Raw genomic sequence first — 26,638 nt, 5'->3', positions numbered from 1 at the left:
GTACGACCGCGCGATCAGGGTGGGGCTGGTGGGGGCCGTGGGCCGGGGGGGGTTCGGGAGGGCGGGGGGGGGGGTCGGGGGGGGTCAACCCGGGGGGCCGCCGGGGTGCGCGGCGGGGCGCGCTGCTGGTACGCAAGGGTGCGACCGTCCGATATGGACCGGCGATCCGGATCGTCCCGCTCTCCGACGACACCGAGCTGCATGCCTCGACCGCCCGCCTGCTCGACGAGCGGCTGGACGTCGTCGTCGCGACCACCGGGATCGGGTTCCGCGGCTGGATCGAGGCAGCGGAGGGCTGGGGCATCGGCGAGGCGCTGCTCGACCGGCTCGGCAAGGCGGCGGTGCTCGCGCGGGGCCCCAAGGCCAAGGGGGCCATCCGCGCGGCAGGCCTGTCGGAGGACTACTCGCCCGCCTCGGAGAGCAACGCCGAACTACTGCAGCACCTGCTCGCGTCCGGAGTGGACGGTCAGCGCATCGCGGTCCAGCTGCACGGGGAACCGTTGCCCTATTTCGTGGACTCGCTGCGTGACGCGGGCGCCGAAGTGATCGAGATCCCGGTCTACCGCTGGGTCGGACCCGCCGATCCAGGGCCGCTGGACAGGCTGCTCGACGCGGTGCTCGACGGCTCGATCGACGCGATGCCGTTCACCAGCGCGCCCGCCGCCGCGAGCATGCTGGCCTTCGCGAAGCGGACCGCGCGGCTGCCGGGCGTTGTCGATTCGCTGACCCACCGGATCGTCGTCGCCTGCGTGGGCCCGATCACCGCGGCCCCGCTCGCGGCGCTGGGCATCCCGACCGTGCAGCCGGCGCGCGCGAGGATCGGCGCGCTGGCACGGACGGTTTCGCAGGCTTTGGAAGCCCGGTCGCCGCGGCTGCAGGTGGCAGGGCGATGTATCGAGCTGCGCGGTCAAGCGGCCATTGTGGACGGTCAGTGGTGTGACGTCGCACCGGCGCCGATGGCGTTGCTGCGGGTGCTCGCCGCCGAGCCCGGCCGGGTCATCTCGCGGCGTGAGCTGACCTCGGCGCTGCCGTCCGGCGGTGAGGAGCACGCGGTCGAGACGGCCATCGGGCGGCTCAGGACTTCGTTGGGAGAGGGAAAAATGGTGCAGACCGTGGTGAAGCGGGGTTACCGCCTGGCCGTCGAGGCGGCACTGTGATCATCCTCGCCGCGCACGGCACGCGCGATCCGGCCGGTGCCGAGATGACCGAACGGCTCGCCGCCCGCGTGCGCGCGCACGGTGTCGAGGTGCGGGTGGCCTACGCGGACGTGCGGGCCCCCGACGTGACGACCGTGCTGCGCTCGGTGCGCGGGCAGGCCGTGGTCGTGCCCGCGTTCCTGGCGGCCGGGTATCACGTGCGCACCGATGTCCCCGCCCAGGTCGAGGCGAGCGGGCACCCGGATGTGACCATCGCGCGGTCGTTCGGGCCCGCGCCCGAGCTGATCGAGGTCCTGCGCGCGCGGCTGGTCGAGGCCGGGTACGAGCCCGGCGACTCGGTGGTGCTCGCCGCGGCCGGCTCCAGCGACCCTCGTGCGCTGGCCGACGTCGACGCGGCCGCGCACGCGCTGGCCGTACGGCTCGGCGTGCCCGTGCGCGTCGGTTTCGCCGCCACGGCCGAGCCGTCGGTCGCCGATGTCGTCGCCGCGCTGCCCGGCCGTGTCGCCGTGGCTTCGTGGCTGCTGGCGCCCGGACTGTTCCAGCGTCGCGTCGCCGAGTCCGGCGCCGCGGTGGTCGCCGAGCCGCTGGGCGACCACGACCTGATCGCCGATTTGGTCCTCCGCCGCTACCACTCGGTCAGGCGCGCACAAGTCGCGTAGCACTGGGCCGAACGGCCCAACTTCCGATGACGAGGCAACCGATTTACAGGCCCCAGGCCTATATATCGGTGCCTACTCACCATCGGAGGAGCCAGTGCGAAAACTTTTGTCCCTGGTCACAGTGGGGATCGCCGTCTTCGCGGCCCCGCAGGCGGTCGCCGATCCCGGCCCGCCCGCGAACACGGTCCTGCTGCCCACCGGAGACGAGGTCGTGCTCCGCACGGCGCCGGACGGCAGGGAGCTCACCGAGGTGCGGCCCGCGGCCGCCAAGGGGGTCGCCGCGACGCTCGTCCACCTGCGGCTCGGGGGCAGGGCGTTCGAGGTGCCCGCGACCGCGCTGCCGTATCTCGGCCGGGGGCTGAACCTCGCCGACTTCGACATCCACACCCGGCCGACGACGGCCGACGCCAAAGCGGCCAAGGAGTTCGGCAAGGCGCTGGCGAAGCAGTACGCCGAGGACCGTGCGCGTGGCAGCTTCGGCGGGCAGGGCCTGTTCGCCGGTAAGGCGCCGCAGCGGGCCGAGGTGAAGTCGCCCATGCGAACGGTCTCCCTCGACGCGCAGGGGCCCGATGGCAAGCCCGCGAACGAGGGCGTCGCGTTCCTCTACAACGTCGACAACGCCGGTCTGCTCGACTTCGACGAGCAGGTCAACTACTTCGACGGCGGTACCGCGAAGTTCAGCGCGCCGGACGGGCACTACAGCGCGTTGGGCCTGTTCATCAGCACCGACGCGGACGACAACGTCACCGGCGTCCGGTTCGTGAGCCAGCCAGAGTTCGCCGTCACCGCCGACACGACCGTTCGTGTGGACGCGCCGCGCGCGACCAGCAAGGTCGACTGGGTGACGCCACGGCCGTCACTGCCTGCCGATAACGGGTTCTACTTCCGCCGGGCGGCGCGGGTCGGCACCGGCCAGGTCGTCGACGTGAGCGCGGGCCCCGCGCCGATCTGGGTCGCGCCGAGCGCCAGGCCCGTGCGGGTCGGCGAGCTTCAGACGTACCCGCACAGCAGGCTGATCTCCGCGCCCGCGCCCGGTGTGCCGTACGAGTACCAGCTGCAGAAGGCCGCCATCGGTGTCATCCCGCAGCAGCGGTACGTGGTCAAGGCGAGTGATCTCGCGACCGTGAACGCCAGCTACTACTCGGAATTCGGTCTGACCGGGATCCGGCAGCGAGCGGGCATGTACCCGTTCCAGAAGGAGGGCGGCGGCGGGGGCAGTCACCCGATCACGCTGCCGAGGAAACAGACCGAATACGTCTCGACCGGGACCGATCTCGGCTGGTTCGGCGGACTCGCCAAGTACAGCGTGACCGGCTCCGGCGGGTTCCAGGCCTGGTACGGCGGGCAGTACGAGTCATGGCACTACTACCGGGCAGGGCAGACGCTGACCGAGGACTGGAACAAGTTCCCGTTGCATCCGGCGGGCGCGTTCAGCCTGGTCGACGACAGCTCGAACTTCACGATCGCGCCGGTGACCAGGGACGGCGACCTGCTCCGGGTCGAGCTCACGCCGTTCAGCGACAACCAGCCGGGGCACACCGGGATGGGCTTCTACGGCGAGCCCCGCGACGGGATCGGCGGCTCGTACCGGCTGACCCAGGACGGCACGACGATCGTCGAAGAGAACGCCGCCCGCGGCGTCGACCTGCGGTTCGACCAGAACCTCGATCCCAAGCCGTCGACGCTCAAGCTCACTCTCGACGCCTACCGATACGGGCCGAACTACGCGCTTTCCACCGATACGCGCACCGAATGGACGTGGCCGTCGAAGCACGTCGAGGGCGCGACGCTGCCCGGCTCGCTCGTCTGCACGTCACCCAAGGGGCAGCCGCCGAGCCGCGCCTGCGCGGCGGAACCGTTGCTGACGCTGGGGTACGCGGTCGGCGGGCTCGGCGTCGACGGCCGGGTGCCGAACGGGCCGCAGAGCCTCGACCTGACCGTCGGGCACCTGCAGTCGGCGTCGGCGAGCCCGATCACGGGCGCGACCGTCCAGTTCTCGCTCGACGACGGGGCGACCTGGCAGGACGCGGCGACCACCGCGCGCGGCGAAGGCAAGTTCACCGCGGCGTTCGCGGCGTCGTTCCCCGGCTTCAACGGCGGTCATGTCTCGCTGAAGGTGACCGCGGCCGACGCGGCGGGCGGGGCGATCGAGGAAACCGTCACGCGCGCCTACAAAGTCCTGTCCTAGCGCCAATTCTGGGAGGTATTTGTGCGTAAGTCTCTCTCCGTTCTTTCCGCGATCGCCGCCGGTGCGGCCATGCTCACGGCGGCGCAGGCGATCGCCGAACCCGATGCGCCACCATCCGACACCGTCCTGCTGGTCACCGGTGACCGGGTGGTGATCCACACTTCGCCGGACGGAACGGAGTTCACCGAGGTCAGACCCGCCGTGGACAAGGGCATCGCCCGCTCGTTCGTCCACCTCAAGCTCGGCGGGAAGTCATTCGAGATCCCGGCGATCGCGTTGCCGTACCTGGGCAACGGCCTCGACATGAGCCTGTTCGACGTCCACGCGCTGGCCAAGGCCGAGCGGGACGGCCGGGTGCCGGTCGAAGGCAGGGCGAGCATGGACGCCGACGCGGCCAAGGCGTTCGGCGCCGCGCTCGCCAAGCAATACGCCGAAGACAAGGCACGCGGCAGTTTCGGCGGGCAAGGCCTGTTCGCGGCGGGCGCGCTGCGGCTGCCAGGCGCGGCGGCGCCCAAGGTCAAGACGTCTTCGGTGATGCGGACGCTCACGTTCGCCGCGAACGGTCCGGATGGCAAGCCCGCCAACGGAACCTCGGTGTTCCTCTACAACGTCGACAACGGCGATCTGCTCGACTACGAGGAAGAGGTCGGCCGGCTTTTCAACGGCAAAGTGGCTTTCAGCGTGCCCGAAGGCCACTACAGCGCGCTGGCGATCCACTACACCAGCGATGCCGAGAACAACGAAACCGGCGACTACGTCGTCGCGCAGCCCGAGATCACCGTGAACAAGGACGTGACCGTCCGGATGGACGCGTCGCGGGCGACCAGCAAGGTCGAATGGGTGACCCCGAGGCCGTCGCTGTTGTCCAACAACGGCTTCTTCTACCGGCGCGCCGCGACGATCGGCCGTGGCTGGTCGCTGGGAATGGACACCGCGCCGGGTGTCCCGGTGTGGGTCTCGCCGTCGCCGAAGGTCAAGATCGGAGAGCTGCAGAGCTACGCGCAGACCAGGCTCGTCTCGCCGCCGGGTCCCGCGTACGAGTACTACCTGATGAAGCCGACGCACGGGTTCATCCCGCAGCAGCGTTATGTCGTGACGGACAAGGACGTCACGACCGTCAAGGCCAGCTACTACTCGGACCACCAGACGGTCGGCCTGCGGCTGCGCGCGCCGACGTTCACCTTCCAGAAGGAGGGCGGCGGCGGGCCGACCCAGCAGGTCGTGACCCCGATCCGGCAGACCGAGTACGTTTCGGCGGCGCCGGATCTGCGCTGGTTCGGGTTCTTCTCCAGGTACTCGGAATTCGATGGTGGCTTCCTGAACCCGCGTGACACGCAAGAGGAGCCGAGCCACTACTACACCGCGGGCCAAACGGTCACCGAGGACTGGAACAAGTACCCGCTGCATCCGACCGGCGCGGTCAGCCTGGTCGCCCCGGACGACAGTTCGGTCCGAACGGTCCCGCCCGCGCGGCGTGCGGGTGATCAGCTCAAGGTCAATCTCATCCCGTTCGGTGACAATCAGCCTGGGCATCGCGGTCCCGGCTTCTCCCGCGGGGCTCAGGACAAGGTCGCCGGGCAGTACACGCTGACCCAGAACGGGACCGAGATCGCCAAGGGTGACCAGAGCACCTCCTGGGCGCTGGAGCTGGACCAGGCCGTCGACCCGAACCCGTCGACGTTCAAGCTCAGCCTCGACGCGAGCCGTGCCGGGCCGATGTTCACGCTCGCCACGGCCTCGCACACCGAGTGGACGTGGAAGTCCCAGCACGTCGAAGGCGCGACGCTGCCCGGCGCGTTCGTCTGCCAGCGGTACACACAGGACCGGGCGTGTGCGGTGGAACCGTTGCTGACACTGGGTTATTCGGTCGGGGAGCTGCTCCCTGCCGGGTACACCTACGGCGGGCCGCAGTACGTCGACCTCACCGTCGGGCATCTGCAGCAGGCCGCCGCGAGCGCGATCACCGGCGTGACCACGCAGTTCTCCCTCGACGACGGGGCGACCTGGACGGACGCGGCCGTGACCGGGCAGGGCGACGGGAAGTTCCGCGCCGCTTTCACCGCGTCGTTCCCGAATTTCGGGAGCGGGTACGTCTCGCTGCGCGTGACCGCGCAGGACGCGGCGGGCGGCGCCATCACCGAAACCATCACGCGCGCCTTCCAGGTCGCGCGCTGAAAACAGGGGGAATCATGAGACGTGTTCTTTGTGCCTTCTTCGCGGTGGCCGCGGGGTTGACGGCGGTTGCGGGCACCGCGACGGCCGAGCCCGGCCAGCGTGTGGCCTGTCCCGACGACAAGCCTGGCTATGTGCGCTGCTTGACTTCGTACACGCCGGCCGTGCGCGGTCTCGCCGACGTGCCGTCCGGCTGGGGAGCCACCGATCTCGCCGCGGCGTACCGGCTTCCGGCGGGTGGCGGCGCCGACACGCTGGTCGCGATCTCGATCGCTTACGACGCACCGAATCTGGAGTCGGACCTCAACACCTACCGCGCGCAGTTCGGCCTGCCCGCGTGCACGACAGCCAACGGCTGCTTCCGCAAGGTCAACCAGCGCGGCGACGCGACGCCGTTGCCCGCGTTCCAGTCCGGCTGGGCGATCGAGTCCACTTTGGACGTCTCGATGGTGTCGGCAGCCTGCCCGTCCTGCCGGATCTTGGTGGTGGAGGCGGACAACCCCTCGCTGGAGAACATGGCGGCGACCGAGGAGACGGCCGTGCGTCTCGGTGCGAAGGTCGTGTCGAACAGCTACGGCGCCAGGGAAACCGGAGCCGCGCTGGCGCTTTCGAAGAGCTACACGCACGCCGGCGCGACGATCGTCGCGTCCTCGGGCGACAGCGGATTCACCGCGGCGAGCTACCCGGCGGTGCTGAGTTCGGTCGTGGCCGTCGGCGGGACAACGCTGACGCGTGACGAGGGCACGGCCCGCGGCTGGTCGGAGACCGTGTGGCAGGGCAGCGGCAGCGGTTGCTCGGCGTATGTCGCGAAACCGCGTTGGCAGAAGGACAAGAACTGCGGCAAGCGAACGGTCGCGGACGTCGCGGCGGTCGCTGAAACGCTCGCGCTCTACGTCACCGACGTGGGTGGCTGGATCACCGTCGACGGCACCAGCGCGTCGGCGCCGTTCGTCGCCGGGCTCTACGGCCGGACCGGGCACCTCGGCAAGCCGGGTGACCTGTACGGCCGGACGGGCTTCTTCGATGTCGTCACCGGCAACAACGACCCGCGGTTCAACGGCGACAAGTGCGGCGGCGACTACCTGTGCGTCGCCAAGCCGGGCTACGACGCCCCGACCGGGTTGGGCACGCCGGACGGGGTAGCGGCCTTCTAGACGGCTCGGCCGTGGCTTTGGGGTCGTGAGTGTTTTGGCCGGTTAGAACCGGCCGTGCCACTCACGACCCGGGAGTCCGGGGCGACGCTTGTGGGCGAATGGAACCTCTGCTGCCCTTCGCGCAAGGGCCGTCGGCAACACTCACCACCCTTTGCCTGAGCCCCATCGTGAAGCGAGGGTGCCCCCGAGTGCGTTGGACGCACCCAACGGCCCCTCGCTTCACTGCCCATCCGTCGCGCAGCGCCACCCTCAACGGAGGCGCTGAGCCCCACCGTCATGCAACGCTCACGACCAAGCGACTCGGACGTCCGCGAAACCGCGGGCGGTGGCGATCCGCTCGGATTCCTCGGCTGCGGCTTCGCGAGCGGCGGGCGGGAGTGTCTCGAAAGGACTGAGGTCGAAGTCGAGACGCTTCCGCCCGGCCGCTTTCGCGCGCCAGGTGCCCGCGATCTCGCCGTCGGCCAGCACGACGCCGGGGTTGCCGAGCATCCGCCAGACCTCCTTCTGCCGCGCCCGGTCCGGCACCAATATCGCCCGGTCCCGCGCCTGCAGCAGCGGATCCCACGAGGGCAGCAGCCGCACGAGATCCGGTTCCGGCGGGTTTTCCAGCTCGGAAACGCGTTCCTGGGGCAGGAAAGCGGGCTTGCCCTCCACCCGGACCTCGGTCAGGTCGTCCGGCCAGGTGCTTTTCACGGTGCCCGCGGTCGTGCCCGCGAACCCGGCCGCGTCGGCGCGCGTGCCCGGGCCGTTGACATGCAGGTAACGGCGCACGACGGCGGTCGCGGCCGCGAGGTCAGGCCTGGTGCTCACCGGCTTGCGGCCTTCGAGCGGCGCGAGGACGGCGGGCGTCGCGTCCGGTTCCAGGCGGATGCCGCCGTGCAGTGAGGAGATCCGGAACAGCTGCTCCAGGATGTGCACCACCTGGCAGCCTCGGCAGTAGTAGGTGAGGCCTTCCGGGACCAGCTTGGTGACGGCCGTGCTCGCGTCGCCCTTCGACGTCGGCTTCGGGACGGCCTTGCGCATCGCGCGGGCGGCGATGAACAGCGTCTCCATCGCCGGGATCGCCGCCGCCTCGACCATCTTGCGGTTCCAGCCCATCCTGGCCATCGCGTCGGCCTCGTCGATCGGCACGAGCGACCGCGTCAGCTCGGCCAGGTCCTCGCGGCGGTGGAAGTGCTGCGCGCCCCGGTGCGACCACACCAGCGCGAACCGCTCGTCCTGGGTGAACGACTCGCCGGTGATCGGCGCCGCGAGCCGCGCGACGAGCGCGTGCAACGCCGTGTCGCGGCTGCTGTCCTGCACGCCGAGGTCGAACACGGCGAGCTTCGCCGCGTCCTTTTCGCCGCGGTGCAGGCCCTGCGCCGCGATCCGGTACGCCATGACCTGCGCGCGATCCACTTCCAGCACCTCGGCCACTCCTTAGGTCGCGTTTCTCGGCTTGGGCACGCGATAGCCGCGCCCAAGCCGTCCCTGGCGGCACCGCGGCATCACTCGAGTACAACCCGGTACGAGGGTGATCCCGCGGCACCGCCAGGAACAACCTGGATCACGACTTTCACGCACCGGATCCGAGAAACGCGACCTACAGCGAGTACTCGAACGTGTAGGACATCGTCTGCGACCCCATCGAGCCGGACGCTTCGCCGCCGCCGCTCAGCCCGGCGAGTTCGCCGGTGCCGGAGCCGGGCACGACCGTCCAGCTGCCGTGGACGCCTTCGAGGTCGAAACCTACCTCGTGCCGGATGACGAAGCTGCCCTCGCGACCGTCCACGGTGCCCTCGATGCGTTCGAGGCCCGGCGAGGTCGTGCCCCGGCCGTCGAAGCCCTCGCCGGGGTAGAAGAGCAGGTAGTCGCACACGGATTCGCCCTCGATGACGCCCGAGTAGGCGAACGTGACGTGCGCGTGCGCCACCCTCGGGGCGCCTTCGGTCCCGCTGACGATCTTTTCGTCCCAGTTCTTCGGGGTGAATGTGTTCATGGGGACCACTGTGCCTGGCATACCTGTCAGCTTGTGTCAGGTTTTACTGCGAGAATGAGGTCATGCGAGCGAGCAGGCTGCTTTCGATCCTTCTCCTGCTGCAGAACCGCGGCCGGATGACCGCCGACGAGCTGGCGGCGGAGCTCGAGGTGTCCGTCCGCACGATCTACCGCGACATCGACGCGCTGTCCGCCTCGGGCGTGCCGGTCTACGCCGATCGCGGCCGCACTGGTGGCTACCAGCTCGTCGACGGCTACCGCACGCGCCTGACCGGGATGACCGAGGAGGAGGCGCAATCGCTTTCGCTGGCAGGTCTCCCGGTCGCGGCGGCCGAACTGGGCCTCGGCACGGTCCTCGCGGCCGCCCAGCTCAAGCTCTACGCTGCGCTGCCGGCCGAGCTGCGCAGCCGCGCAGGCAAGGTCGCCGAGCGCTTCTACCTGGACGTGCCCGGCTGGCATCGCGGTATCGAAAGCCTGCCGCATCTGTCCGAAATCGCCGAAGCCGTCTGGCAGAGCAGACTGTTGCGCATCCGCTACGAGAAGTGGGGCCAGCGTGTCGTCGACCGCACGCTGATGCCGCTGGGCCTGATCCTGAAGGCGGGCAACTGGTATCTCGCGGGCCGCTGCGAAGGCAGCGATCGCATGTATCGCGCGTCACGGATCCTCGAGGTCGAGGAAATGGACGTTTTCGAGCGTCCAGCCGACTTCGATCTGGCCTCGACCTGGCGAGAATGGTCCGAACAGTTCGAGCGCCGGATGTTCCCGCGCGTGGCGCTGGTCCACATGTCACCGCGCGCGCAGGCGCTGGCCGGGTTCTACTGCGGTGCGGTCGGCGAACGCGCCGTCCGCGAGGCGCGGGCTTCGCGTGAGCCGGACGCCGACGGCTGGCTGCTCGTCGACCTGCCGGTCGAGAACGGCGAACCAGCGCTGGGCGAGCTGCTGCGCTTCGGCGGGCATCTGCGAGTGTTGGAGCCTGCCGAACTGCGGGACGAGGTCGCGCTGGCGATCAGGGAGATGGGCACGTTATATGGCTGAGCTCACCGGAGTCACGATCGGCATCACCGCCGAGCGACGGGCGGACGAGTTCATCGCCGCGCTCGAACGCAAGGGCGCGTCCGTCTGGCACGCCCCGACCATTCGCATCGTCCCGCTGCCCGACGACACGCTGCTGCGCGCGGCCACCGCCGACGTGCTGTCCGGCGTCGACTTCACGGTCATCACGACCGGCGCGGGCTTTCGAGGCTGGGCCGACGCGGCGGACGGCTGGGGCATGGAGCTCGTCCCGGTGCTCGGCCGTTCCCGGATCTTCACGCGCGGCCCGAAAGCGGTCGGCGCGGTCCGTGGCCGCGGCCTGACCGAGCACTGGTCGGCCGCGTCCGAGACGAACGCGGAGCTGTTCTCCGGCCTGGTCGCCACGGGCGTTTCCGGCGCGCGGGTGGCGGTCCAGCTGCACGGCGGCCCGCTGCCGGAGTTCACCGGGCAGCTGCTCGACGCGGGCGCGTCGGTCATCGAGGCCCAGCCATACCGCTGGCTCTGGCCGGAAGACCTCTCGCCCGCGCGTCAGCTGATCGAAGGCGTTCTTTCGGGCGAGGTGGGCGCTTTGGCGTTCACGAGTGCGCCCGCGGCGAAGAACCTGCTCACGCTGGCGCGCGACTCGGGCCGGTTGGACGCGCTCGTGGACGCCTTGCGCGGGGACGTCGTCTGCGCGTGCGTCGGCCCGGTCACGGCGGCTCCACTGGCCGAGCTGGGCATCACGACCTTGCAACCTGAGCGCCAGCGCCTAGGCGCCCTGGTGAAGCTGCTCGCCTCCGCGTTGGGGTCGTGAGTGTTCCCGACGGTTAGAACACTCACGAGCCTCTACCAGAGCCCGCCTTCCGGCTCCTCCGTCTTCCATCGGTAAACCCGCAGGTCAACCCGTTGGTCGTGCGCCAAGACCCCTTCGGCGCGCAGTAGTTCCAGCTGCTCGTGCGCCAGATGCGGCGCAGGCGTGCCGTTCGCGCGGAGGATGCGGTGCCACGGCAGGTCGTGGCCGTCCTCGGCGAGGATTCGGCCGATCAGGCGGGGTGAAGGGGCACCTGAGGCGTCGGCGATGTCACCGTATGTGGCCACTTTGCCCGCCGGGACGGACAAGATGACCGTGCGCACGCGTTCGTGCAGCTCGTCGTCCATATTCACACTTTGCCGTGTGGCGCGCGCGGGCCGGGCGGGTGGGCATGGTTCCATCCAAGGATGCGCGGATCGACGGTTCAGGCGGGGGCGCGGCTCGTCCGCGTGCCCGCCGGTGCGCGTCGTGAGCTCGTCTGGGACGAGCAGGCGCGCCGGGTGCTGGCCGGACCCGACGGCTACAAGCGGGTGCTGGGCGGCCCTGGCACCGGTAAGACGACGTTGCTCGCGGCGGCGGCGGCCGCGCGGATCGCGGCGGGCGCCGATCCGGAGAGCCTGCTGCTGCTGACGGCGTCGCGGCGCGCGGCGGAGTCGTTGCGCGCGCAGATCACGCGGATGGTGACCACCGAGCACACGATCCGTGAACCCATCGTGCGCACCGTGCACTCGTACGCGTTCGCGTTGCTGCGGCAGCAGGCGCAGGCCGACGGGCTGCCGACGCCCCGGCTGCTGTCCGGCGCCGAGCAGGACGTCGTCGTGCGTGAACTGCTCGTCGGCGATCTCGAGAACGGCGCGCCGGACTGGCCGGAGACGCTTCAGCCCGCGCTGGCCGTGCCCGGTTTCGCCGAGGAGCTGCGTGACCTGCTGCTGCGTGCCGCCGAGCGCGGGCTCGGGCCGGAAGACCTGATCAAGCTCGGCCGCCAGCAGCAGCGCCCGGAGTGGGTGGCCGCCGGGAAGTTCTGGCGCCAGTACGAAGAGGTCACCCTGCTCTCCGCTGGCGGCGGCAACGCGCTAGGCCTGCCCAGCGCGCCCGCGATGGACGCCGCCGAGCTGGTCGCGTCGGCGCTGGTCGCGCTCGAGGAAGACCACGAGCTGATGGAACGCGAACAAGCCCGCGTGCGGCACCTGTTCGTCGACGACGCCCAGCATCTCGACCCGCTGCAGTTCCGGCTGCTGCGCACGGTCGGCTCCACCGCCGGTGAGTTCGTCGTCGCAGGCGACCCCGACCAGTCCGTGTTCTCGTTCCGCGGCGCGGATCCGTCGCTGCTGACCATGGACGACCAGACCGGCGACCGCACGGTCCGGCTGATGACCAGCCACCGGCTCGGCGGCAATGTGCACGCCGCCGTCTCGCGGCTCACCGGCACGCTGACCGGCGTCGGCAGGCATCGCCGGTTCACCACCAAGCCCGGCGCGCCGCCGGGGCAGGTCAAGATCAGGCTGATGCCGACGCCAGCCGCCGAGGCGAGCTGGATCGCCGACCAGCTACGGCGCGCGCATCTCATCGACGGGGTGCCGTGGTCGGAGATGGCCGTGCTCGTCCGGTCACCCGCGCGTACTTTCCTGGTGCTGCAACGTGCCTTGCGTGCGGCAGGCGTGCCGATCGGCTCGGCGATGGAAGAGCTCCCGCTCGCGAAGCAGCCCGCTGTCCGCCCGCTGCTGATCGCGTTGCGGCTCGCGGCCAACCCCGAGCTGCTGGACGTCGACCTCGCCGAACTGCTGCTTTCGTCGCCACTGGGCGGCGCCGACCCGCTCGCGTTGCGGCGGCTGCGGCGTGGCCTCAGGCGGCTGGAGACCGCGGGCGGCGGTCAGCGGTCGAGCGACGAGCTGCTGGTGGAAGTGTTGCGGGGCAACGACATCCTCGCGGGTCTTGGTGACGCCGAGGCGGTGCCTGTTCGCCGCGTCGGCGGGCTGCTGCACGCGGCGCACAAGTCGGTGCGCTCGGGCGCCGGTGTCGAGCAGGTGCTGTGGGAGCTGTGGCAGGCGAGCGGGCTGGAGTCCCGGCTGACCCGGCTCACGGAACGTGGCGGCTCGCTCGGCATGCAGGCGGACCGGGACCTCGACGCGATCGTCGCGTTGTTCGACGCGGCCGGGCGTTACGCCGACAGGCTGCCGAAGTCGAGCGTCGCGGCGTTCGCGGAATACCTTGGCTCGCAACACATCGCGGGTGACAGCCTCGCGCCGCGCGCGGCGCGAGGCGAGGGTGTGTCGCTGCTGACCGCACACGGCGCCGCCGGTCGCGAATGGACGGTCGTGTCCGTCGCCGGTGTGCAGGAAGGCAGCTGGCCGGACCTTCGGCTGCGTGGATCCCTGCTGGGCGTGGAAAGACTCGTCGACCTGCTGTCCGGAGTGGACGACAAGGCGTCGATGATCGCGCCGATCCTCGCCGAGGAACGGCGCTTGTTCTACGTCGCGGCGAGCCGCGCCAGTCGGACGCTGCTGGTGAGCGCGGTCGCCGGGGAGGACGAGCAGCCGTCGCGATTCCTCGACGAGCTGGAAGAGATAGGCGACGAAACCAAGGACACGCGCACCAAGCCACCCGGCCGTTCACTGGTGCTGGCCGAGCTGGTCGGCGAGCTGCGCCGGGTCGTCTGCGACGACGAGTCGGAGCCGGTGCGCCGTGACCGCGCCGCGCGCCAGCTGGCGAAACTCGCCGCGGCGGGTGTGCCCGGCGCACACCCCGGCACCTGGTACGGGCTCGCCGAACCGTCGACCGATCAGCCCTTGCACGGCCCCGGGGACCTGGTCAAGATCTCGCCGTCCACTGTGGACATCCTGACGCGGTGCCCGTTGCGCTGGCTCATCGAACGGCATGGCGGCAGCGATCCCGCGCAGCTCGCGGCCGTCACCGGCACGCTGGTGCACGGGCTCGCACAGGCCGCCGCCGGCGGGCTCGACGACGAGCAGCTCAAGACCGCGCTCGACGAGGCATGGGCCAAAGTGGACGCGGGCGCGCCGTGGTTCTCCCGCAGGGAACGGCGTCGCGTCGAGCAGATGCTGCGCAATTTCATCGCGTGGCTGCGCCAAAGCCGCGCCGAGCTCAAGGAAGCCGGTGTCGAGCAGGACATCGAAGTCGAGCTGCCCCAGGGGGACAGTGAGACGCGGGTGCTGCTGCGCGGCCGGGTCGACCGGGTCGAGGTGGACGCCGAAGGGCGCCCGGTGATCGTCGACATCAAGACCGGCAAGGTGCCGGTGACCGCCGCGGACGCCGAACTGCATCCGCAGCTCGCCGCGTATCAGCTGGCCGTGCTGCTCGGCGCGTTCGACGGCAAGACCGAGCCGGGTGGCGCGAAGCTCGTCTACGTGGCCAAGGCCAACAACAAAACCGGTTCCACGCAACGGGATCAGCCACCGATGACGCCCGAGGGCGGCGGCCAGTGGCTTGAGCTCGTGCACAAGGCGGCCGCCGACGCGGCCGGGCCAGGCTACGAGGCGAACGAGAACTCCGAGTGCGACCGGTGCCCGGCGCGCGGCTCGTGCCCGCTGCGTCCCGAGGGGCGGCAGGTGACCGAGTAGTGCGCACCACGGGGTGGGTCTCACCCGCCGACATCGCCGAAGCGCTCGGCCTGCACCGGCCGACGCCAGAGCAGTCGGACGTGATCGCCGCGCCCGTCGAACCGGCTCTGGTCGTCGCCGGCGCCGGCGCAGGCAAGACCGAGACGATGGCCGCGCGCGTGGTCTGGCTGGTGGCCAACGGGATCGTCACGCCCGAGCGCGTACTCGGCCTGACCTTCACCCGCAAGGCCGCTCGGCAGCTCGCCGAGCGCGTGCGCGCGCGGTTGAAAAGACTTGCGGGATCAGGACTTCTGCAGCGGATCGACCCCGGCGGCACGCGGCTGGCCGCCGTGCTCGCCGGTGAGCCGACCGTCCTCACCTATCACGCCTACGCGGGGCGCCTGCTCGGCGAGCACGGGCTCCGGCTGCCGGTTCAGCCCGGTGTGCGGCTGCTGTCCGAGACCGCGTCCTGGCAGCTGGCGCACCGTGTGGTGTCCACTTGGGACCATGATCTCGACACCGATCGGGTGCCGTCGTCGGTCACCGCCCAGGTGATCGCGCTCGCCGGGGAACTGGGCGAGCATCTGGTCGAGGTCGGTCCGCTCGCTGACTACACGCGGTGGCTGTGCCAGGTCATCGAGAACGCCCCGCGTGCCAAGGGGCAGCGTGCCGCGTTGCCGCAGAAACTGGCGGAAATCATTGCCGCGCAACGGTTCCGCCTCGAACTGCTGCCGCTGGTCGAGGGCTATCACCAGCGCAAGCGTGCGGAGGGCGCGCTCGACTTCGCCGACCAGATGTCGCTGGCCGCGCAGCTCGCGTCGAGTCATCCCGAGGTCGTCACGGGTGAGCGTGACCGTTACGGCGCGGTGCTGCTCGACGAGTACCAGGACACCGGGCACGCGCAGCGGGTGCTGCTGCGGTCGCTGTTCGGTATGGGGGAGCGGCCGCCGATGCCGGTGACCGCGGTCGGCGACCCGGCGCAGGCGATCTACGGCTGGCGCGGCGCGAGCGCGGCCAACCTGCCTCGCTTCACCACGGACTTCCCGCGCGTCGACGGGAAGCTGTTGCCGGCGCACGAATACGGGCTGCTGACCAGTTTCCGCAATCCGGCGGCGATACTGACGCTGGCCAACGCGATCTCGGAACCGTTGCGCGCCAAGGGGCTCGGCGTCGAACGGCTGCGCGCGCGTGACGGCGCCCCGCCAGCCGACATCGCCTGCGCGTTGCTCAAGGACGTGCGCGCCGAACGCGTGTGGGTCGCCGACGCGCTCGCCCAGCGCTGGTACGCGTACCAAGAGGAGCACGGCACGCCGCCGACGGCCGCCGTGCTCGTGCGGCGCCGCGCCGACATGGCGCCGATCGCGGCCGAACTCCGGGCGCGCGGGCTGCCGGTCGAGGTGGTCGGGCTCGGCGGGCTGCTCGACGAACCCGAGGTCGCGGACCTGGTCAGCACGTTGCGCGTGCTCGCCGACCCGCTCGCGGGCACGGCGGCCGCCCGGCTGCTGACGGGTGCGCGATGGCGGCTCGCGGCCGCCGATCTGGCCGCGCTGTGGCGGCGCGCGAACCAGCTGTCCAACCCCGGCCAGCAGGCCGCGAAGGACGAGGTCGTGCTCTATACCGAACGCGCGGAGCAGGCCGGGCTGGTCGACGCGATCGACGATCCCGGCCACCCGGGGCAGTACTCGGCCGACGGGTTCCGGCGGATCCAGCGCATCGCCCGGGAATTGTCGATGCTGCGGCGACGGCTCGACCAGTCGTTGCCCGAACTCGTCGCGGACGTCGAACGGACGCTGCTGCTGGACGTCGAGTCGCTGGCGAGGCCGGGCGCGGCGGGGCGGGTGCACCTGGACGCGTTCGCGGACGTCGTCACCGACTACGCGGAAGCCTCGCCGACGGCGACCCTGTTGTCCTTTGTGGACTATCTGAACACCGCGGCGCACGCGGAGGACGGGCTCACCCCCGGCGAGGTCGAAGTGGTGCCAGACCGGGTGCAGGTGCTGACCGGGCACTCGGCCAAGGGGCTCGAATGGGAGATCGTGGCCGTGCCGCATCTGGTGCAGGACACGTTCCCGAGCAAGCGGCGGTCGTCGTCGTGGCTGCGCACGGTCACCGCGCTGCCCGCGGTGCTGCGCGGCGACGCGCAGGACCTGCCCGAGCTTCGCGTCGCGGACGGCTACGACCGCAAGGAAGTGCTCGAAGGCCTTGAGCTGCACGAAGAAGGCTTCGCCGAGCGGGAGGCCGAGGAGGAGCGGCGGCTCTGTTACGTCGCGCTGACCCGGTCCGAGCGGGCGCTGCTGGTGTCCGGGCATTGGTGGAACGAGACGAGCAACCGGCCGAAGGGGCCGTCGGTGTTCCTGACCGAAATCCTCGCGGTGCTCGAGGAAACGTCCGTCGGCGCGATCGCGGAATGGGCGGACGAGCCCGACCCGGATGACGAGAACCCGCTGGTCACGGACTCACGCAAGGTGGTGTGGCCGGTCGACCCGCTCGGCGCGCGCCGCGAGCCGGTTGCCAACGGCGTCGAACTGGTGCTGGCCGCGATGTCCGACGCCGAAGACCCGGACGACCCCGACGCGCCCGCCGAGGAAGAGGACGACCCGGACGGCTGGATCACCGACACGGAGGTGCTGCTCGCGGAGCGGGCGCGCGCGGTCGCGAACGTCCAGCAGGTGACACTGCCCGATCATCTCTCGGTGAGCCAGCTCGTCGAGCTCGCGTCGGACGCGGAAGGCCTCGCGCGGCGCCTTCGTCGGCCACTTCCCTTGGCGCCCAACACTTTCGCGCGCCGCGGCACGGCGTTCCACGGCTGGCTGGAGCACCGGTTCGGCGGTGGGCGGCTGTTCGAGATCGACGACCTGCCCGGCGCGGCCGACGCGGGCGAGGCCGACGACAGCGAGCTCATCGCGCTGCAGGAGGCGTTCGAGGCGAGCGCGTGGGCGGCGCGGATGCCGGTCGACGTCGAGGTCCCGTTCTCGACCGATCTCGACGGGGTGACCGTGCGCGGCCGGATGGACGCCGTGTTCCAGGAACCGGACGGCACCTGGACCGTCGTCGACTGGAAGACCGGCGCGGTGCCCGACGGCGAGAAACTGCGGCCGCTGGCGGTGCAGCTCACCGCGTATCGCCTGGCGTGGGCGGCTTTGCGCGGTGTCGACCCGTCGTCGGTGCGCGCGGCCTTCCATTACGTGAAGCACGATCGAACGGTCTGGCCGGAAGACCTTTTGGACGCCGAAGGCCTGCGCGAGCTGCTGCGCGGCGTCCCGACGGCCGAATGACTCAGGCGTTGTCGCGAACCTTCAACGCCCACGCGACGAGCGGCCACTGCACCGGCAGTCGCGCGCAGGCGACGGCGCGTTCCTTTCCCTTCGCGTCCAGCGCCTGCTTCACGTTGGCGGGAAAGACACCGAGGAACATCAGCGCCGCGGCGAGCCCGCCCAGTTTGCGTGTCTTCGGCACCGCGATCGCGGTCGCGACGGTCAGTTCCACCACGCCCGACGCGTGCGTCCACTGGCGAGGCGTGCCGGGCAGCTCCTTCGGCACCATCGTGTCGAAGAACTTGGGGCGCGCGAAATGCATGACGCCGGCGAGGCCGAGGAAAGCGGCCAGGAACGCCGCGGGACGCTGTGAAGACATGCCGAAGAGCAAAGCACATCCGCCGACGGCGAGATGACATCTGACCGTGCAATTTCGACCGGCGATCTGCCCTGTACGAATCGTGCGGTTCGGATAGCATGCGCGGCGTGAGTGATGCTGATCATCGGCCAGATCATGAACTCGTCGGCGTGATCAGGATGCCCGAGACGACGGTCAGCCCGTTGCGGTCGATCGTCAAGCGCATCATCGGTGCGTTGCTGGCGCTGCTGGCCACGGTGCTGATCGTCTACGTCGACCGTGGCGGTTACCGCGACACCAACGGCGACGGGCTCAGTTTCCTCGATTGCCTGTACTACTCGACGGTCTCGCTGTCCACGACCGGCTACGGCGACATCGCGCCTGCGACGGACTCGGCGCGGCTGATCAACGTCCTCGTCATCACCCCATTGCGTGTGCTGTTCCTCATCGTGCTGGTCGGCACGACACTCGAAGTGCTGACCGAGCGGTCACGGCAGGCGTTCAAGATCCAGAAGTGGAGGTCGAAGGTGGAGGACCACGTGGTGGTCGTCGGGTTCGGCACCAAGGGCCGGTCCGCGGTGAACACGCTGCTGGGCGACGAGAGCCTGCCGCCGAACCACATCGTGGTCGTCGACACCGACCAGCAGGCACTCGACGCGGCGAGCGCGCTCGGCCTGGTCACCGTGCACGGCTCCGCCACCCGCTCCGACGTGCTCCGCGTCGCGGGCGTGCAGCGCGCGCGTGCCGTGGTCGTCGCGCCGAACCGGGACGACACCGCGGTGCTGGTCACGCTGACCGCCCGCGAGATCGCGCCGAATTCGCACATCGTGGCGTCGGTGCGCGAGGCCGAGAACGTCCACCTGCTGAAGCAGTCGGGCGCGAACCAGGTCGTGGTGTCCAGTGAGACCGCGGGCCGCCTGCTCGGCATGGCGACCTCGACCCCGCGGGTCGTCGACATGGTCGAGGACCTGCTCACCCCGGAATCCGGGCTCGCGATCGCCGAGCGCCCTGTCGAGCCGAGCGAGGTCGGCGGGTCGCCCCGGCACCTGTCGGACATCGTCCTCGGCGTGGTCCGCGACGGCGAGCTCTACCGCGTCGACGCGCCGCAGGCCGACGCCATCGAGCACGGTGACCGGCTGCTTTACGTCAAGAAGGTGACGTTCGCCGACAAGATCGAGCGGTGACCGGCCCGGCTGTGTTTTGCCGCTGCCATCTGGAACCATGGCTGGTGTGCGGCGATCGGAACCACTCAGAAACGCGGTCGTGCCGCGTTGGACACCTTTCGCCGTCGCTGGCGCGCTCGCGGTCTTCGTGGTCATCGCCTCGTGGTTCGCGGGGCCCGGCCTGTTCGCGCTGACCGGTGAGGCCAAGGGCGTAGTCGTCGAAGCCGAGGTCACGGGGCCCGCCCCCTGCACCGGCCCGTCCCCGCACGAGGCCATCCGCATCCCGCAGGGCGGTCACGCCCTCGACGCCACGCTCACCGCGTGCGGCCACAACCAGGGCGAAAAGGTCAAGGTCATGCTGCCGGACGAGCACACCGGCAAGCTCACGGTCGACCCCGCCGAGTTCGTCACCGGCGCCAACGACCTGGTCCGGCCGGCCGGTCTCGCCCTGCTCACCCTGAGCTGCGCCGCCGGCGCCGCCTTCGTCCACCTGCTGCAGCGGACCCCCGCCCGCACCTGAGCCTGGGAAAAAAATCCCAATGCGGCATTCGTCAGGTTTCAGCGTCCCAATGTGGCTTTCGTCAGCTCTGAGCTGACCAAAGCCGCATTGGGATTTTTTTTGTCAGGACACGGCTGACGCGGGCGCCGAGAACGTGTTGCAGTCGACGATCCGGTCGCTCTTCGCGCCCGCACGCCACCAGGCCGCGTAGTGGGCGTTGGTGCCGTGGTCACGGCTGCCCGAGGTGTTGTCGCCCCGGGTCTCCTGGTCGTTCCAGGCCTTGTCGAACATGTCCTTGGTCAGCGAGCCGCCCTGATCGACGTGCGCGCCCAGGAACATCCCCGAGAAGCACTGGGCCTGCAGCTCCTTGCGCCGGGACATGTCGAGACCTGCCGGGCTGTTCGGGCCGACCTCGTAGATCTTCTGCCACGCCGCGTCCATCAGCCCGGCGACCTCTTGCACGTGGTGGCCGTACTCGTGCGCGAACAGTGCCAGGTAGACGCCGGGATTGTTGCCGTACTGGTCGGTCTGCAGGCCGCGGAACGGCACGTAGAGGTTGTTCTCGCAGTAGTACGCGGCCGTCGCGATGCCGACCTGGATGGTGCCGCATTCGGTGTCGAAGCTGGGCCCGGTCGGGAAATGCAGCGCCGGCGGCGAGAACGGCAGGTGGTAGTACTCGAGGAACGGGCCCCACGCCGCGTCGAGGCAGCGGCTGGCGGCGGTGAAGAACTGCTCGGCCGCGCTCTGGTTGCTCTGCCACGCGGGCAGCGTGCAGACGCGGTTCTTCAGCCCGGCCGCCGGGTCCTGCAGGATCGGGTGATCGGCGAGCTTGAGGATCTTCTGCTGCTCCGGCTGCTGGGTCGCGCTCGGCTTGCTGACCGGCACCGACGAGCCGGTCGGGGACGACAGTGTCGCGGGCGGCGGCTTCTGCGGCGGCGGGGTGGGTGCCGCGCTGCTGCTGAACCCGGCCGCGGCCACGTTGCCGTTGTCGTCGCGGTTCAGCGCGACGATCGCCACCAGGCCGAGTACGAGCACGGCCACCGCGCTCAGCGCGATCACCACGATCGCCAGTGGCGACTTCTTCCGCGGCGGTGGCGGAGGCCCCTGAAACCAGGGCCCGCCTTGCTGACGGCTGGGCGCCGGAGGCGGCTGGACCACGCCGGAAGGCGGCCAGGTGCCGTGGGGCGGTTGCGTCATCGATGCGGTCCCGTGGGGGTCTCGGTGGACACGGGCCGGGGCTGCCGGCACGGTCCAGCATAACTAGCCTGGCGCGAGTTCAGTGTCTGTCAGGTCGGGCCGGTGGTGGCCCGCTGGTCAGCGCTCTGCAAGAGTGTGCGCAAGCATTGTCTGAGGGGCTAGGGGCTGCAATGAGTGATAACGGTGGAACGTCCGTGCCAGAAGAGCCGGACGCGCCGACACCGAGCCAGGGGATACCGCGCCACGAACCGAGCGGTTTCATCCAGCCCGCGAAGCCCGAGCAGCCCGCGGACGCCACGCCCGCCCAGCCTGGCACCCCGGCCGAGCAGCCTGGCGCCACCCCGTCCGGCGGTTTCGTGCCGCCGTCCACGCCCGCGCAGCCTGGTGGTTTCGTCCCGCCGTCCGCGCCGGCGCCGCAGCCCGGTTACGCACCCGCGCCCGGCATGCCGGGCGCGCTTCCGCCCCAGTGGAACCCGCAGGGCTACGGCAAGCCCGGCGTGGTCCCGCTGCGCCCGCTGAACCTCGGCGAGATCCTCGACGGCGCGATCACCATCATCCGCCGCTACCCGGGCCAGGTGCTCGGCGTGTCGGCGGTCGTCGCGGTGATCAGCGCGGCGTTGAACTTCGGCCTCGGGTTCCTGCTCGCGGACAACCTCACCGAGATCGAGCCGCTCGGCCCGGCCGCGACCGACCAGCAGCGCGTCGACCAGATGTGGAGCATCCTCGGCCCGACGATCGGGTCGCTGGTCCTCGTGCTGCTCATCACCCTTCTCATGCACGCGGTCCTGCAGGGCTACCTGACGACCGTCGCGGGCAAAGCGGTACTGGGCAGGCCGGTTTCGGCCAAGGAGGCCATCTCCGAGGTCGGGCCGCGGATCCCGCAGCTGATCGTCGTCGGCCTGCTGTACGGCCTGATGTGCGCGGTCGGCGTGCTGCTGTGCTTTGTCGGCGTACTGGTCCCGTGGACGTTCTTCGCGCTGGCCTCGGCCGCGCTGATCCTCGAGCGCAGCACGATCATGGAGTCGCTGCGCCGCTCCGGGCGCCTGGTCAGCAAGGCCTTCTGGCGGGTGCTGGGCTTCCTGCTCGTCGCGTTCCTGATCAGCTGGGTGCTGAGCTTCATCATCCAGCTGCCGTTCGACCTCGGCGCCGGTGGCACGCTCGGCCGCCTGTTCGGCATGTCGGCCCCGCACATCCCGACGACCACCGACCTGATCATCCAGGCCGCGGGCGCGGTGGTGGTGGAAACGCTGATCACGCCGTTCTCCGCGCTGGTGACCGTGCTGATCTACGTCGACCTGCGCATGCGGCAGGAAGGTATGGACATCGACCTGGCGCGAGCGGCCGGAACGGCTCCGCAGTACCCGCAGAACCCGTCCGCGCCGCCCCAGCAGTGGTGAGAATGGACATCCCGGTCGTCATCGGCCGGGACGACGCGCGCCGCGCGGCCCAGGAGGAGCTGACCGACCAGCGGTACCAGGCCGCGAAGCCTTCTTGGTTCGACGAGGCGTTGCGATGGCTGGCCGAACGGCTCGGCGAGTTCCTCGGCAACGTGCAGAGCGTCGTGCCGGGTGGCGTTTTCGGCCTGGTGGCGATCGTCGTGATCCTCGTCGCCGCCGTCGTGGCGGTGCGCGTACGCAGCGGCAAGATCCGGCGCGCCGCGCGCGGGGACCGGCTTGTCTTCGAGGACGGCCGGACCCGCTCGGCGGCGGAGCATCGCAAATCCGCGGTGGATGCGGCGGGCCGCGGCGATTTCGCGAACGCCGTGCGTGAGCGTTTCCGCGCGATCGTGCGTTCGCTGGAAGAACGCGCGCTGCTGGAAGAACGGTCGGGCCGCACGGCGGACGAAGCCGCCGCCGACGCGGGCCGCCTGCTTCCCGAACTCGCCGCCGGGCTTTATCAAGGCGCGCGCCTGTTCGACGACGTCCACTACGGCGACCGAACGGCCACCGAAGCGGGCTATCGCGAGCTGACCGAGCTCGATCAGCGGATCCAGAAGGCCAAACCCGTCGCCATGGCGGCCGGATGAGCACCTCGGTCTCGCCGGACGCGCGCCGCATCTGGCTGAACGTGCGCTGGCCGCTGGCGTTCATCGTGTTCGTGCTCGTCGCGGGCGCGGTGCTGACGCTGGCTGGCGGACAGCCGAACCGTGAATTCCTCGACCCGGCGTCGTATCAGCCCAAAGGCTCGCACGCCTTGGCCAAGCTGCTCGAAGACCGCGGCGTCGACATCGAAACGGTCCACACCGCGAACGACGCGGACGCCTCGCTCGACGGCGAATCGACGTTGTTCGTCGTGCTGCCCGAGATGATCGACCCCGAGCGGCTCGGCAGGCTCGCCGAACGCGCAGGCGACGTCGTCCTGCTTTCGCCGCAGCAGGACGTCACTCGCGTCGTGCCGTCGATCGAGGCGGGAGGACTGGGCGAGGTCGCCGTATACGAGCCCGGCTGTCAGCTCGAAGCGGCCGTCTCCGCCGGTTCCGCGCGGGTGGGCGGGATCCGTTATCGGGCGACCGGCTCGGATGTGACGTTGTGCTACCAGGGCTCGCTCGCGCAGATCCGGGCTGAGCGGGGCACGACCACGCTGGTCGGCTCCGCCGCGCCGGTCACGAACGAGCGGCTCGCCGAAGAAGGCAACGCGGCGCTGATGACGCGGTTGCTCGGGACGCACTCGAAGCTCGTCTGGTACATCCCGTCGCCGTCCGACATCGACGCCGCGGCGAAGAAGACGTTCTACGACCTGGTCCCCGACGGCTGGAAGTTCGCCGTCATCGAACTCGGGTTCGCGGCCGTGCTGGTCGCGCTGTGGCGTGCGCGTCGGCTGGGCCCGGTCGTCACGGAGCCGCTGCCGATCGTGGTCCGCGCCGCCGAGACCACCGAAGGCCGCGCCCGGCTCTATCGCCGATCCGGCGCGGCCGATCACGCCTCGGAAACACTGCGCGAGGCCAGCCGCGCGCGGCTCAAACCGCTGCTCGGACTGCCGGTCGACGCCGAACCGGCCGCTGTGGTGGCTTCCGCCGCGCAGCGCCTCGGCCGCCCGGAAGCCGAAATCGGCGCGGTGCTCTACGGGACGCCGGTCACCGACGACCAGACAATGGTCCGGCTGGCCGACGCGCTCGACGAATTGGAACGGAAAGTGGGGGAGTAGTGACCAGCACCCAAGTGTCCACCGCCGAGGCGCGTGACGCGCTCATCGCGCTGAAGGGCGAGGTCGGCAGGGCCGTCGTCGGCAACGACGCGGCGGTGACCGGCCTGATCCTGGCGCTGCTGTGCCGGGGCCACGTGCTCATCGAAGGCGTGCCAGGCGTCGGGAAGACGCTGCTCGTGCGCGCGCTCGCGTCGGCGCTGAACCTGGAGACCAAGCGCATCCAGTTCACGCCCGATCTGATGCCGGGTGACGTCACCGGCTCGATCGTCTACGACGCGCACAGCGGCGAGTTCTCGTTCCGCGAGGGCCCCGTGTTCACGAACCTGCTGCTCGCCGACGAGATCAACCGGACGCCGCCGAAGACGCAGTCGGCGCTGCTGGAGGCGATGGAGGAGCGGCAGGTCTCGCTGGACGGCCGGTCGCGGCCGCTGCCGGACCCGTTCATCGTGATCGCGACGCAGAACCCGGTCGAGTACGAAGGCACCTATTCGCTGCCGGAGGCGCAGCTGGACCGGTTCCTGCTCAAGCTGACCATGCCGGCGCCGTCGCGTGAGGACGAGGTCGGCATCCTCGTCCGGCACGCGCAGGGCTTCGACCCGCGCGACCTCGTCGCGGCCGGGATCAGGCCGGTCGCCGGGCCGGAGCACCTCGCCGCCGCGCGGCTCGCCGTCGGCGCGGTGAACGTCCGGCCCGAGGTCATCGCCTACATCGTCGACATCTGCCGCGCGACGCGGTCGACGCCGTCGATCCGCATCGGTGTCTCGCCGCGTGGCGCGACCGCGCTGCTGGCGGCGACCAGGGCGTGGGCGTGGCTCGCCGGTCGCGACTACGCGACGCCGGACGACGTCAAGGCGCTGGCCAGGCCCGCGCTGCGGCACCGGCTCGACCTGCGCCCGGAAGCCGAGCTCGAAGGTGCCACCGCCGACGGTGTGCTGGACCGCGTGCTCGCGTCCGTGCCCGTCCCACGCTGATGGCGCTCACCGGACGGCTCGGGCTGCTGGCGGCGCTGGGCGCGCTGGTGGTCGGTTTCGCGCTGCCCTCATGGCTGGGTGTTTGGACGGTTTTGGGGGTTCTGGCGCTGGGCGTGGCCGTCGATCTCGCGCTGGCGGGCAGCGTCCGCGAGTTGCGGTTCATTCGGTCAGGCGCGTCGTCGGTCCGGCTCGGTGAGACGGCCGAAGTCACGCTGACGGTCGCCAACTCCGGCAGGCGCGTGCGCGGCACGCTGCGCGACGCGTGGCCGCCGAGCGCGAACGCGCACGAAGATCGTCACGCGCTCGAACTGCCGTCCGGTGAACGCCGCCGGTTCGTCACCAGGCTGACGCCGACGCGCCGCGGCGACCGGCCCGCGCACCAGGTGACCGTGCGTTCGCTGGGCCCGCTCGGGCTCGCCGCGCGCCAGGGTTCGCACGCGGTGCCCTGGTCCGTGCGCGTGCTGCCGCCGTTCCACAGCCGCAAGCACCTGCCCTCGCGGCTGGCGCGCCTGCAGCAGCTCGACGGCCGCAACGCGATGCTGATCCGCGGCCAGGGCACCGAATTCGACTCGCTGCGCGAATACGTGATCGGCGACGACGTGCGGTCCATCGACTGGCGCGCCACCGCGCGCGCGTCGGACGTGATGGTCAGGACCTGGCGTCCGGAGCGCGACCGTCATGTCGTGCTCGTGCTCGACACCGGCCGTGTGTCGGCGGGCCGCGTCGGCGACGCGCCCCGGCTCGACGCGGCGATGGACGCGGCGCTGCTGCTGGCGGTACTGGCGTCGAAGGCGGGCGACCGGGTCGACCTGCTCTGTTATGACCGGCAGGTGCGCGCGGCCGTGACCGGCTCGTCGGCGGGAGACCTGCTGCCGTCACTGGTCAACGCGATGGCGCCGATCGAGCCTTCGCTGGTCGAGACCGACGCACGCGGGATGGTCGCCGAAGTGCTGCGGCGTACCCGGCGCCGATCGCTGGTCGTGCTGCTGACCGGGCTCGACGCGGCGCCGATGGAAGAGGGATTGCTCCCGATCCTGACTTCTCTGACGTCACGCCACCAGGTGGTCATCGCGTCCGTCGCGGATCCGCGCGTCGCCGAGATGGCACGCGCCCGCGGCGACGCGGAAGCCGTCTACGACGCCGCCGCCGCGGAGAAGACGCTCGCCGAGCGACGCCAGGTGACCGCTCGCCTCGGCCGTCGTGACGTTCAGGTCGTCGACGCGACTCCCGAGGATTTGCCGCCCGCGCTCGCGGATCGGTATCTCGCGCTGAAGGCGGCAGGGAAGCTTTAGGAGCCTGGATCGCGGCTCTCACCCACCGGAAAGACGCCCTCACACCATGGAGTGGGGCCGCTGGTGCGATCGCT

General features: G+C 70.7%; 21 protein-coding genes. 16 read left to right on the top strand and 5 right to left on the bottom strand.

What is annotated here, in order from left to right; all coding sequences use genetic code 11:
* The first annotated feature begins 122 nt into the window (after positions 1–122).
* The 5 genes from ACFV15_RS20575 to ACFV15_RS20555 all read left to right on the top strand — a co-directional run bounded on the left by ACFV15_RS20575 (position 123) and on the right by ACFV15_RS20555 (position 7,330).
* Positions 123–1,157: a uroporphyrinogen-III synthase gene (locus ACFV15_RS20575; RefSeq protein ID WP_378352090.1), complete on the top strand. Its 1,035-nt coding sequence runs from the start codon at positions 123–125 to the stop codon at positions 1,155–1,157.
* Complete coding sequence (locus ACFV15_RS20570; protein WP_378352084.1) at positions 1,154–1,816, top strand: sirohydrochlorin chelatase; 663 nt, start codon at positions 1,154–1,156, stop codon at positions 1,814–1,816. Before ACFV15_RS20575 ends, ACFV15_RS20570 begins: the two co-directional genes overlap by 4 nt.
* A 94-nt stretch (positions 1,817–1,910) precedes the next feature.
* Positions 1,911–4,004, top strand: a complete 2,094-nt coding sequence (locus ACFV15_RS20565) for a hypothetical protein (RefSeq protein WP_378352083.1) — start codon at positions 1,911–1,913, stop codon at positions 4,002–4,004.
* Positions 4,005–4,025: 21 nt separating this feature from the next.
* The gene (locus tag ACFV15_RS20560) at positions 4,026–6,179 is read left to right on the top strand and encodes a hypothetical protein (protein ID WP_378352082.1); all 2,154 of its coding nucleotides are present in this window, start codon (positions 4,026–4,028) and stop codon (positions 6,177–6,179) included.
* Positions 6,180–6,193: 14 nt separating this feature from the next.
* Positions 6,194–7,330, top strand: a complete 1,137-nt coding sequence (locus ACFV15_RS20555) for a S8 family serine peptidase (RefSeq protein WP_378352081.1) — start codon at positions 6,194–6,196, stop codon at positions 7,328–7,330.
* Positions 7,331–7,615: 285 nt separating this feature from the next.
* Here ACFV15_RS20555 and ACFV15_RS20550 read toward each other — a convergent pair whose 3' ends face one another.
* Positions 7,616–8,737 (bottom strand): DNA glycosylase AlkZ-like family protein, encoded by a 1,122-nt coding sequence (locus ACFV15_RS20550; RefSeq protein WP_378352080.1) that lies wholly within the window; start codon positions 8,735–8,737, stop codon positions 7,616–7,618.
* Between the two features lie 175 nt (positions 8,738–8,912).
* The gene (locus tag ACFV15_RS20545) at positions 8,913–9,308 is read right to left on the bottom strand and encodes a DUF3224 domain-containing protein (protein ID WP_378352079.1); all 396 of its coding nucleotides are present in this window, start codon (positions 9,306–9,308) and stop codon (positions 8,913–8,915) included.
* A 62-nt stretch (positions 9,309–9,370) separates the two neighbouring features.
* On the opposite strand from ACFV15_RS20545, the gene ACFV15_RS20540 reads away from it, so the two are divergent.
* Entirely contained in the window at positions 9,371–10,342 is a 972-nt protein-coding gene (locus ACFV15_RS20540; protein WP_378352078.1) for a helix-turn-helix transcriptional regulator, read from the top strand.
* Positions 10,335–11,132, top strand: a complete 798-nt coding sequence (locus tag ACFV15_RS20535) for a uroporphyrinogen-III synthase (protein WP_378352077.1) — start codon at positions 10,335–10,337, stop codon at positions 11,130–11,132. Before ACFV15_RS20540 ends, ACFV15_RS20535 begins: the two co-directional genes overlap by 8 nt.
* A 32-nt stretch (positions 11,133–11,164) precedes the next feature.
* On the opposite strand, the gene ACFV15_RS20530 is transcribed toward ACFV15_RS20535, so the two are convergent.
* Positions 11,165–11,476: an MGMT family protein gene (locus ACFV15_RS20530; protein ID WP_378352076.1), complete on the bottom strand. Its 312-nt coding sequence runs from the start codon at positions 11,474–11,476 to the stop codon at positions 11,165–11,167.
* Between the two features lie 60 nt (positions 11,477–11,536).
* Here ACFV15_RS20530 and ACFV15_RS20525 point away from each other — a divergent pair, with 60 nt between their 5' ends.
* Positions 11,537–14,707: an ATP-dependent helicase gene (locus tag ACFV15_RS20525; RefSeq protein ID WP_378352075.1), complete on the top strand. Its 3,171-nt coding sequence runs from the start codon at positions 11,537–11,539 to the stop codon at positions 14,705–14,707.
* Positions 14,707–17,961, top strand: coding sequence for an ATP-dependent helicase (locus ACFV15_RS20520; protein WP_378352074.1), 3,255 nt, complete (start codon positions 14,707–14,709; stop codon positions 17,959–17,961). The genes ACFV15_RS20525 and ACFV15_RS20520 overlap by 1 nt, the downstream gene beginning before the upstream one ends.
* A gap of 1 nt (position 17,962) precedes the next feature.
* Here the strand turns inward: ACFV15_RS20520 and ACFV15_RS20515 are convergent, their stop codons facing one another.
* Entirely contained in the window at positions 17,963–18,319 is a 357-nt protein-coding gene (locus ACFV15_RS20515; RefSeq protein ID WP_378352073.1) for a DoxX family protein, read from the bottom strand.
* A 158-nt stretch (positions 18,320–18,477) separates the two neighbouring features.
* On the opposite strand from ACFV15_RS20515, the gene ACFV15_RS20510 reads away from it, so the two are divergent.
* Both ACFV15_RS20510 and ACFV15_RS20505 read left to right on the top strand, forming a co-directional pair.
* Entirely contained in the window at positions 18,478–19,482 is a 1,005-nt protein-coding gene (locus ACFV15_RS20510; RefSeq protein WP_378352089.1) for a potassium channel family protein, read from the top strand.
* A gap of 79 nt (positions 19,483–19,561) precedes the next feature.
* The gene (locus ACFV15_RS20505; protein ID WP_378352072.1) at positions 19,562–19,981 is read left to right on the top strand and encodes a hypothetical protein; all 420 of its coding nucleotides are present in this window, start codon (positions 19,562–19,564) and stop codon (positions 19,979–19,981) included.
* A gap of 102 nt (positions 19,982–20,083) precedes the next feature.
* Here ACFV15_RS20505 and ACFV15_RS20500 read toward each other — a convergent pair whose 3' ends face one another.
* Entirely contained in the window at positions 20,084–21,157 is a 1,074-nt protein-coding gene (locus tag ACFV15_RS20500) for a neutral zinc metallopeptidase (protein WP_378352071.1), read from the bottom strand.
* A gap of 194 nt (positions 21,158–21,351) precedes the next feature.
* Between ACFV15_RS20500 and ACFV15_RS20495 the strand changes: the two genes are divergently transcribed.
* From ACFV15_RS20495 to ACFV15_RS20475, 5 genes are read left to right on the top strand one after another with little or no spacing between them, the layout of a single operon-like run.
* Complete coding sequence (locus ACFV15_RS20495) at positions 21,352–22,554, top strand: hypothetical protein (protein ID WP_378352070.1); 1,203 nt, start codon at positions 21,352–21,354, stop codon at positions 22,552–22,554.
* A 2-nt stretch (positions 22,555–22,556) separates the two neighbouring features.
* Positions 22,557–23,183, top strand: coding sequence for a DUF4129 domain-containing protein (locus ACFV15_RS20490; protein WP_378352069.1), 627 nt, complete (start codon positions 22,557–22,559; stop codon positions 23,181–23,183).
* On the top strand, positions 23,180–24,301 hold the full coding sequence (locus ACFV15_RS20485; RefSeq protein ID WP_378352068.1) for a DUF4350 domain-containing protein: 1,122 nt from the start codon (positions 23,180–23,182) through the stop codon (positions 24,299–24,301). Before ACFV15_RS20490 ends, ACFV15_RS20485 begins: the two co-directional genes overlap by 4 nt.
* Complete coding sequence (locus ACFV15_RS20480) at positions 24,301–25,272, top strand: AAA family ATPase (RefSeq protein WP_378352067.1); 972 nt, start codon at positions 24,301–24,303, stop codon at positions 25,270–25,272. The genes ACFV15_RS20485 and ACFV15_RS20480 overlap by 1 nt, the downstream gene beginning before the upstream one ends.
* Complete coding sequence (locus ACFV15_RS20475) at positions 25,272–26,564, top strand: DUF58 domain-containing protein (protein WP_378352066.1); 1,293 nt, start codon at positions 25,272–25,274, stop codon at positions 26,562–26,564. The genes ACFV15_RS20480 and ACFV15_RS20475 overlap by 1 nt, the downstream gene beginning before the upstream one ends.
* Positions 26,565–26,638 lie beyond the last annotated feature (74 nt).

Source organism: Amycolatopsis sp. NPDC059657 (genome assembly GCF_042734395.1).
GTDB lineage: Bacteria > Actinomycetota > Actinomycetes > Mycobacteriales > Pseudonocardiaceae > Amycolatopsis.
Note: the sequence above shows the minus strand (reverse complement) of the source record. Positions and strands in the feature narration are given on the sequence as shown.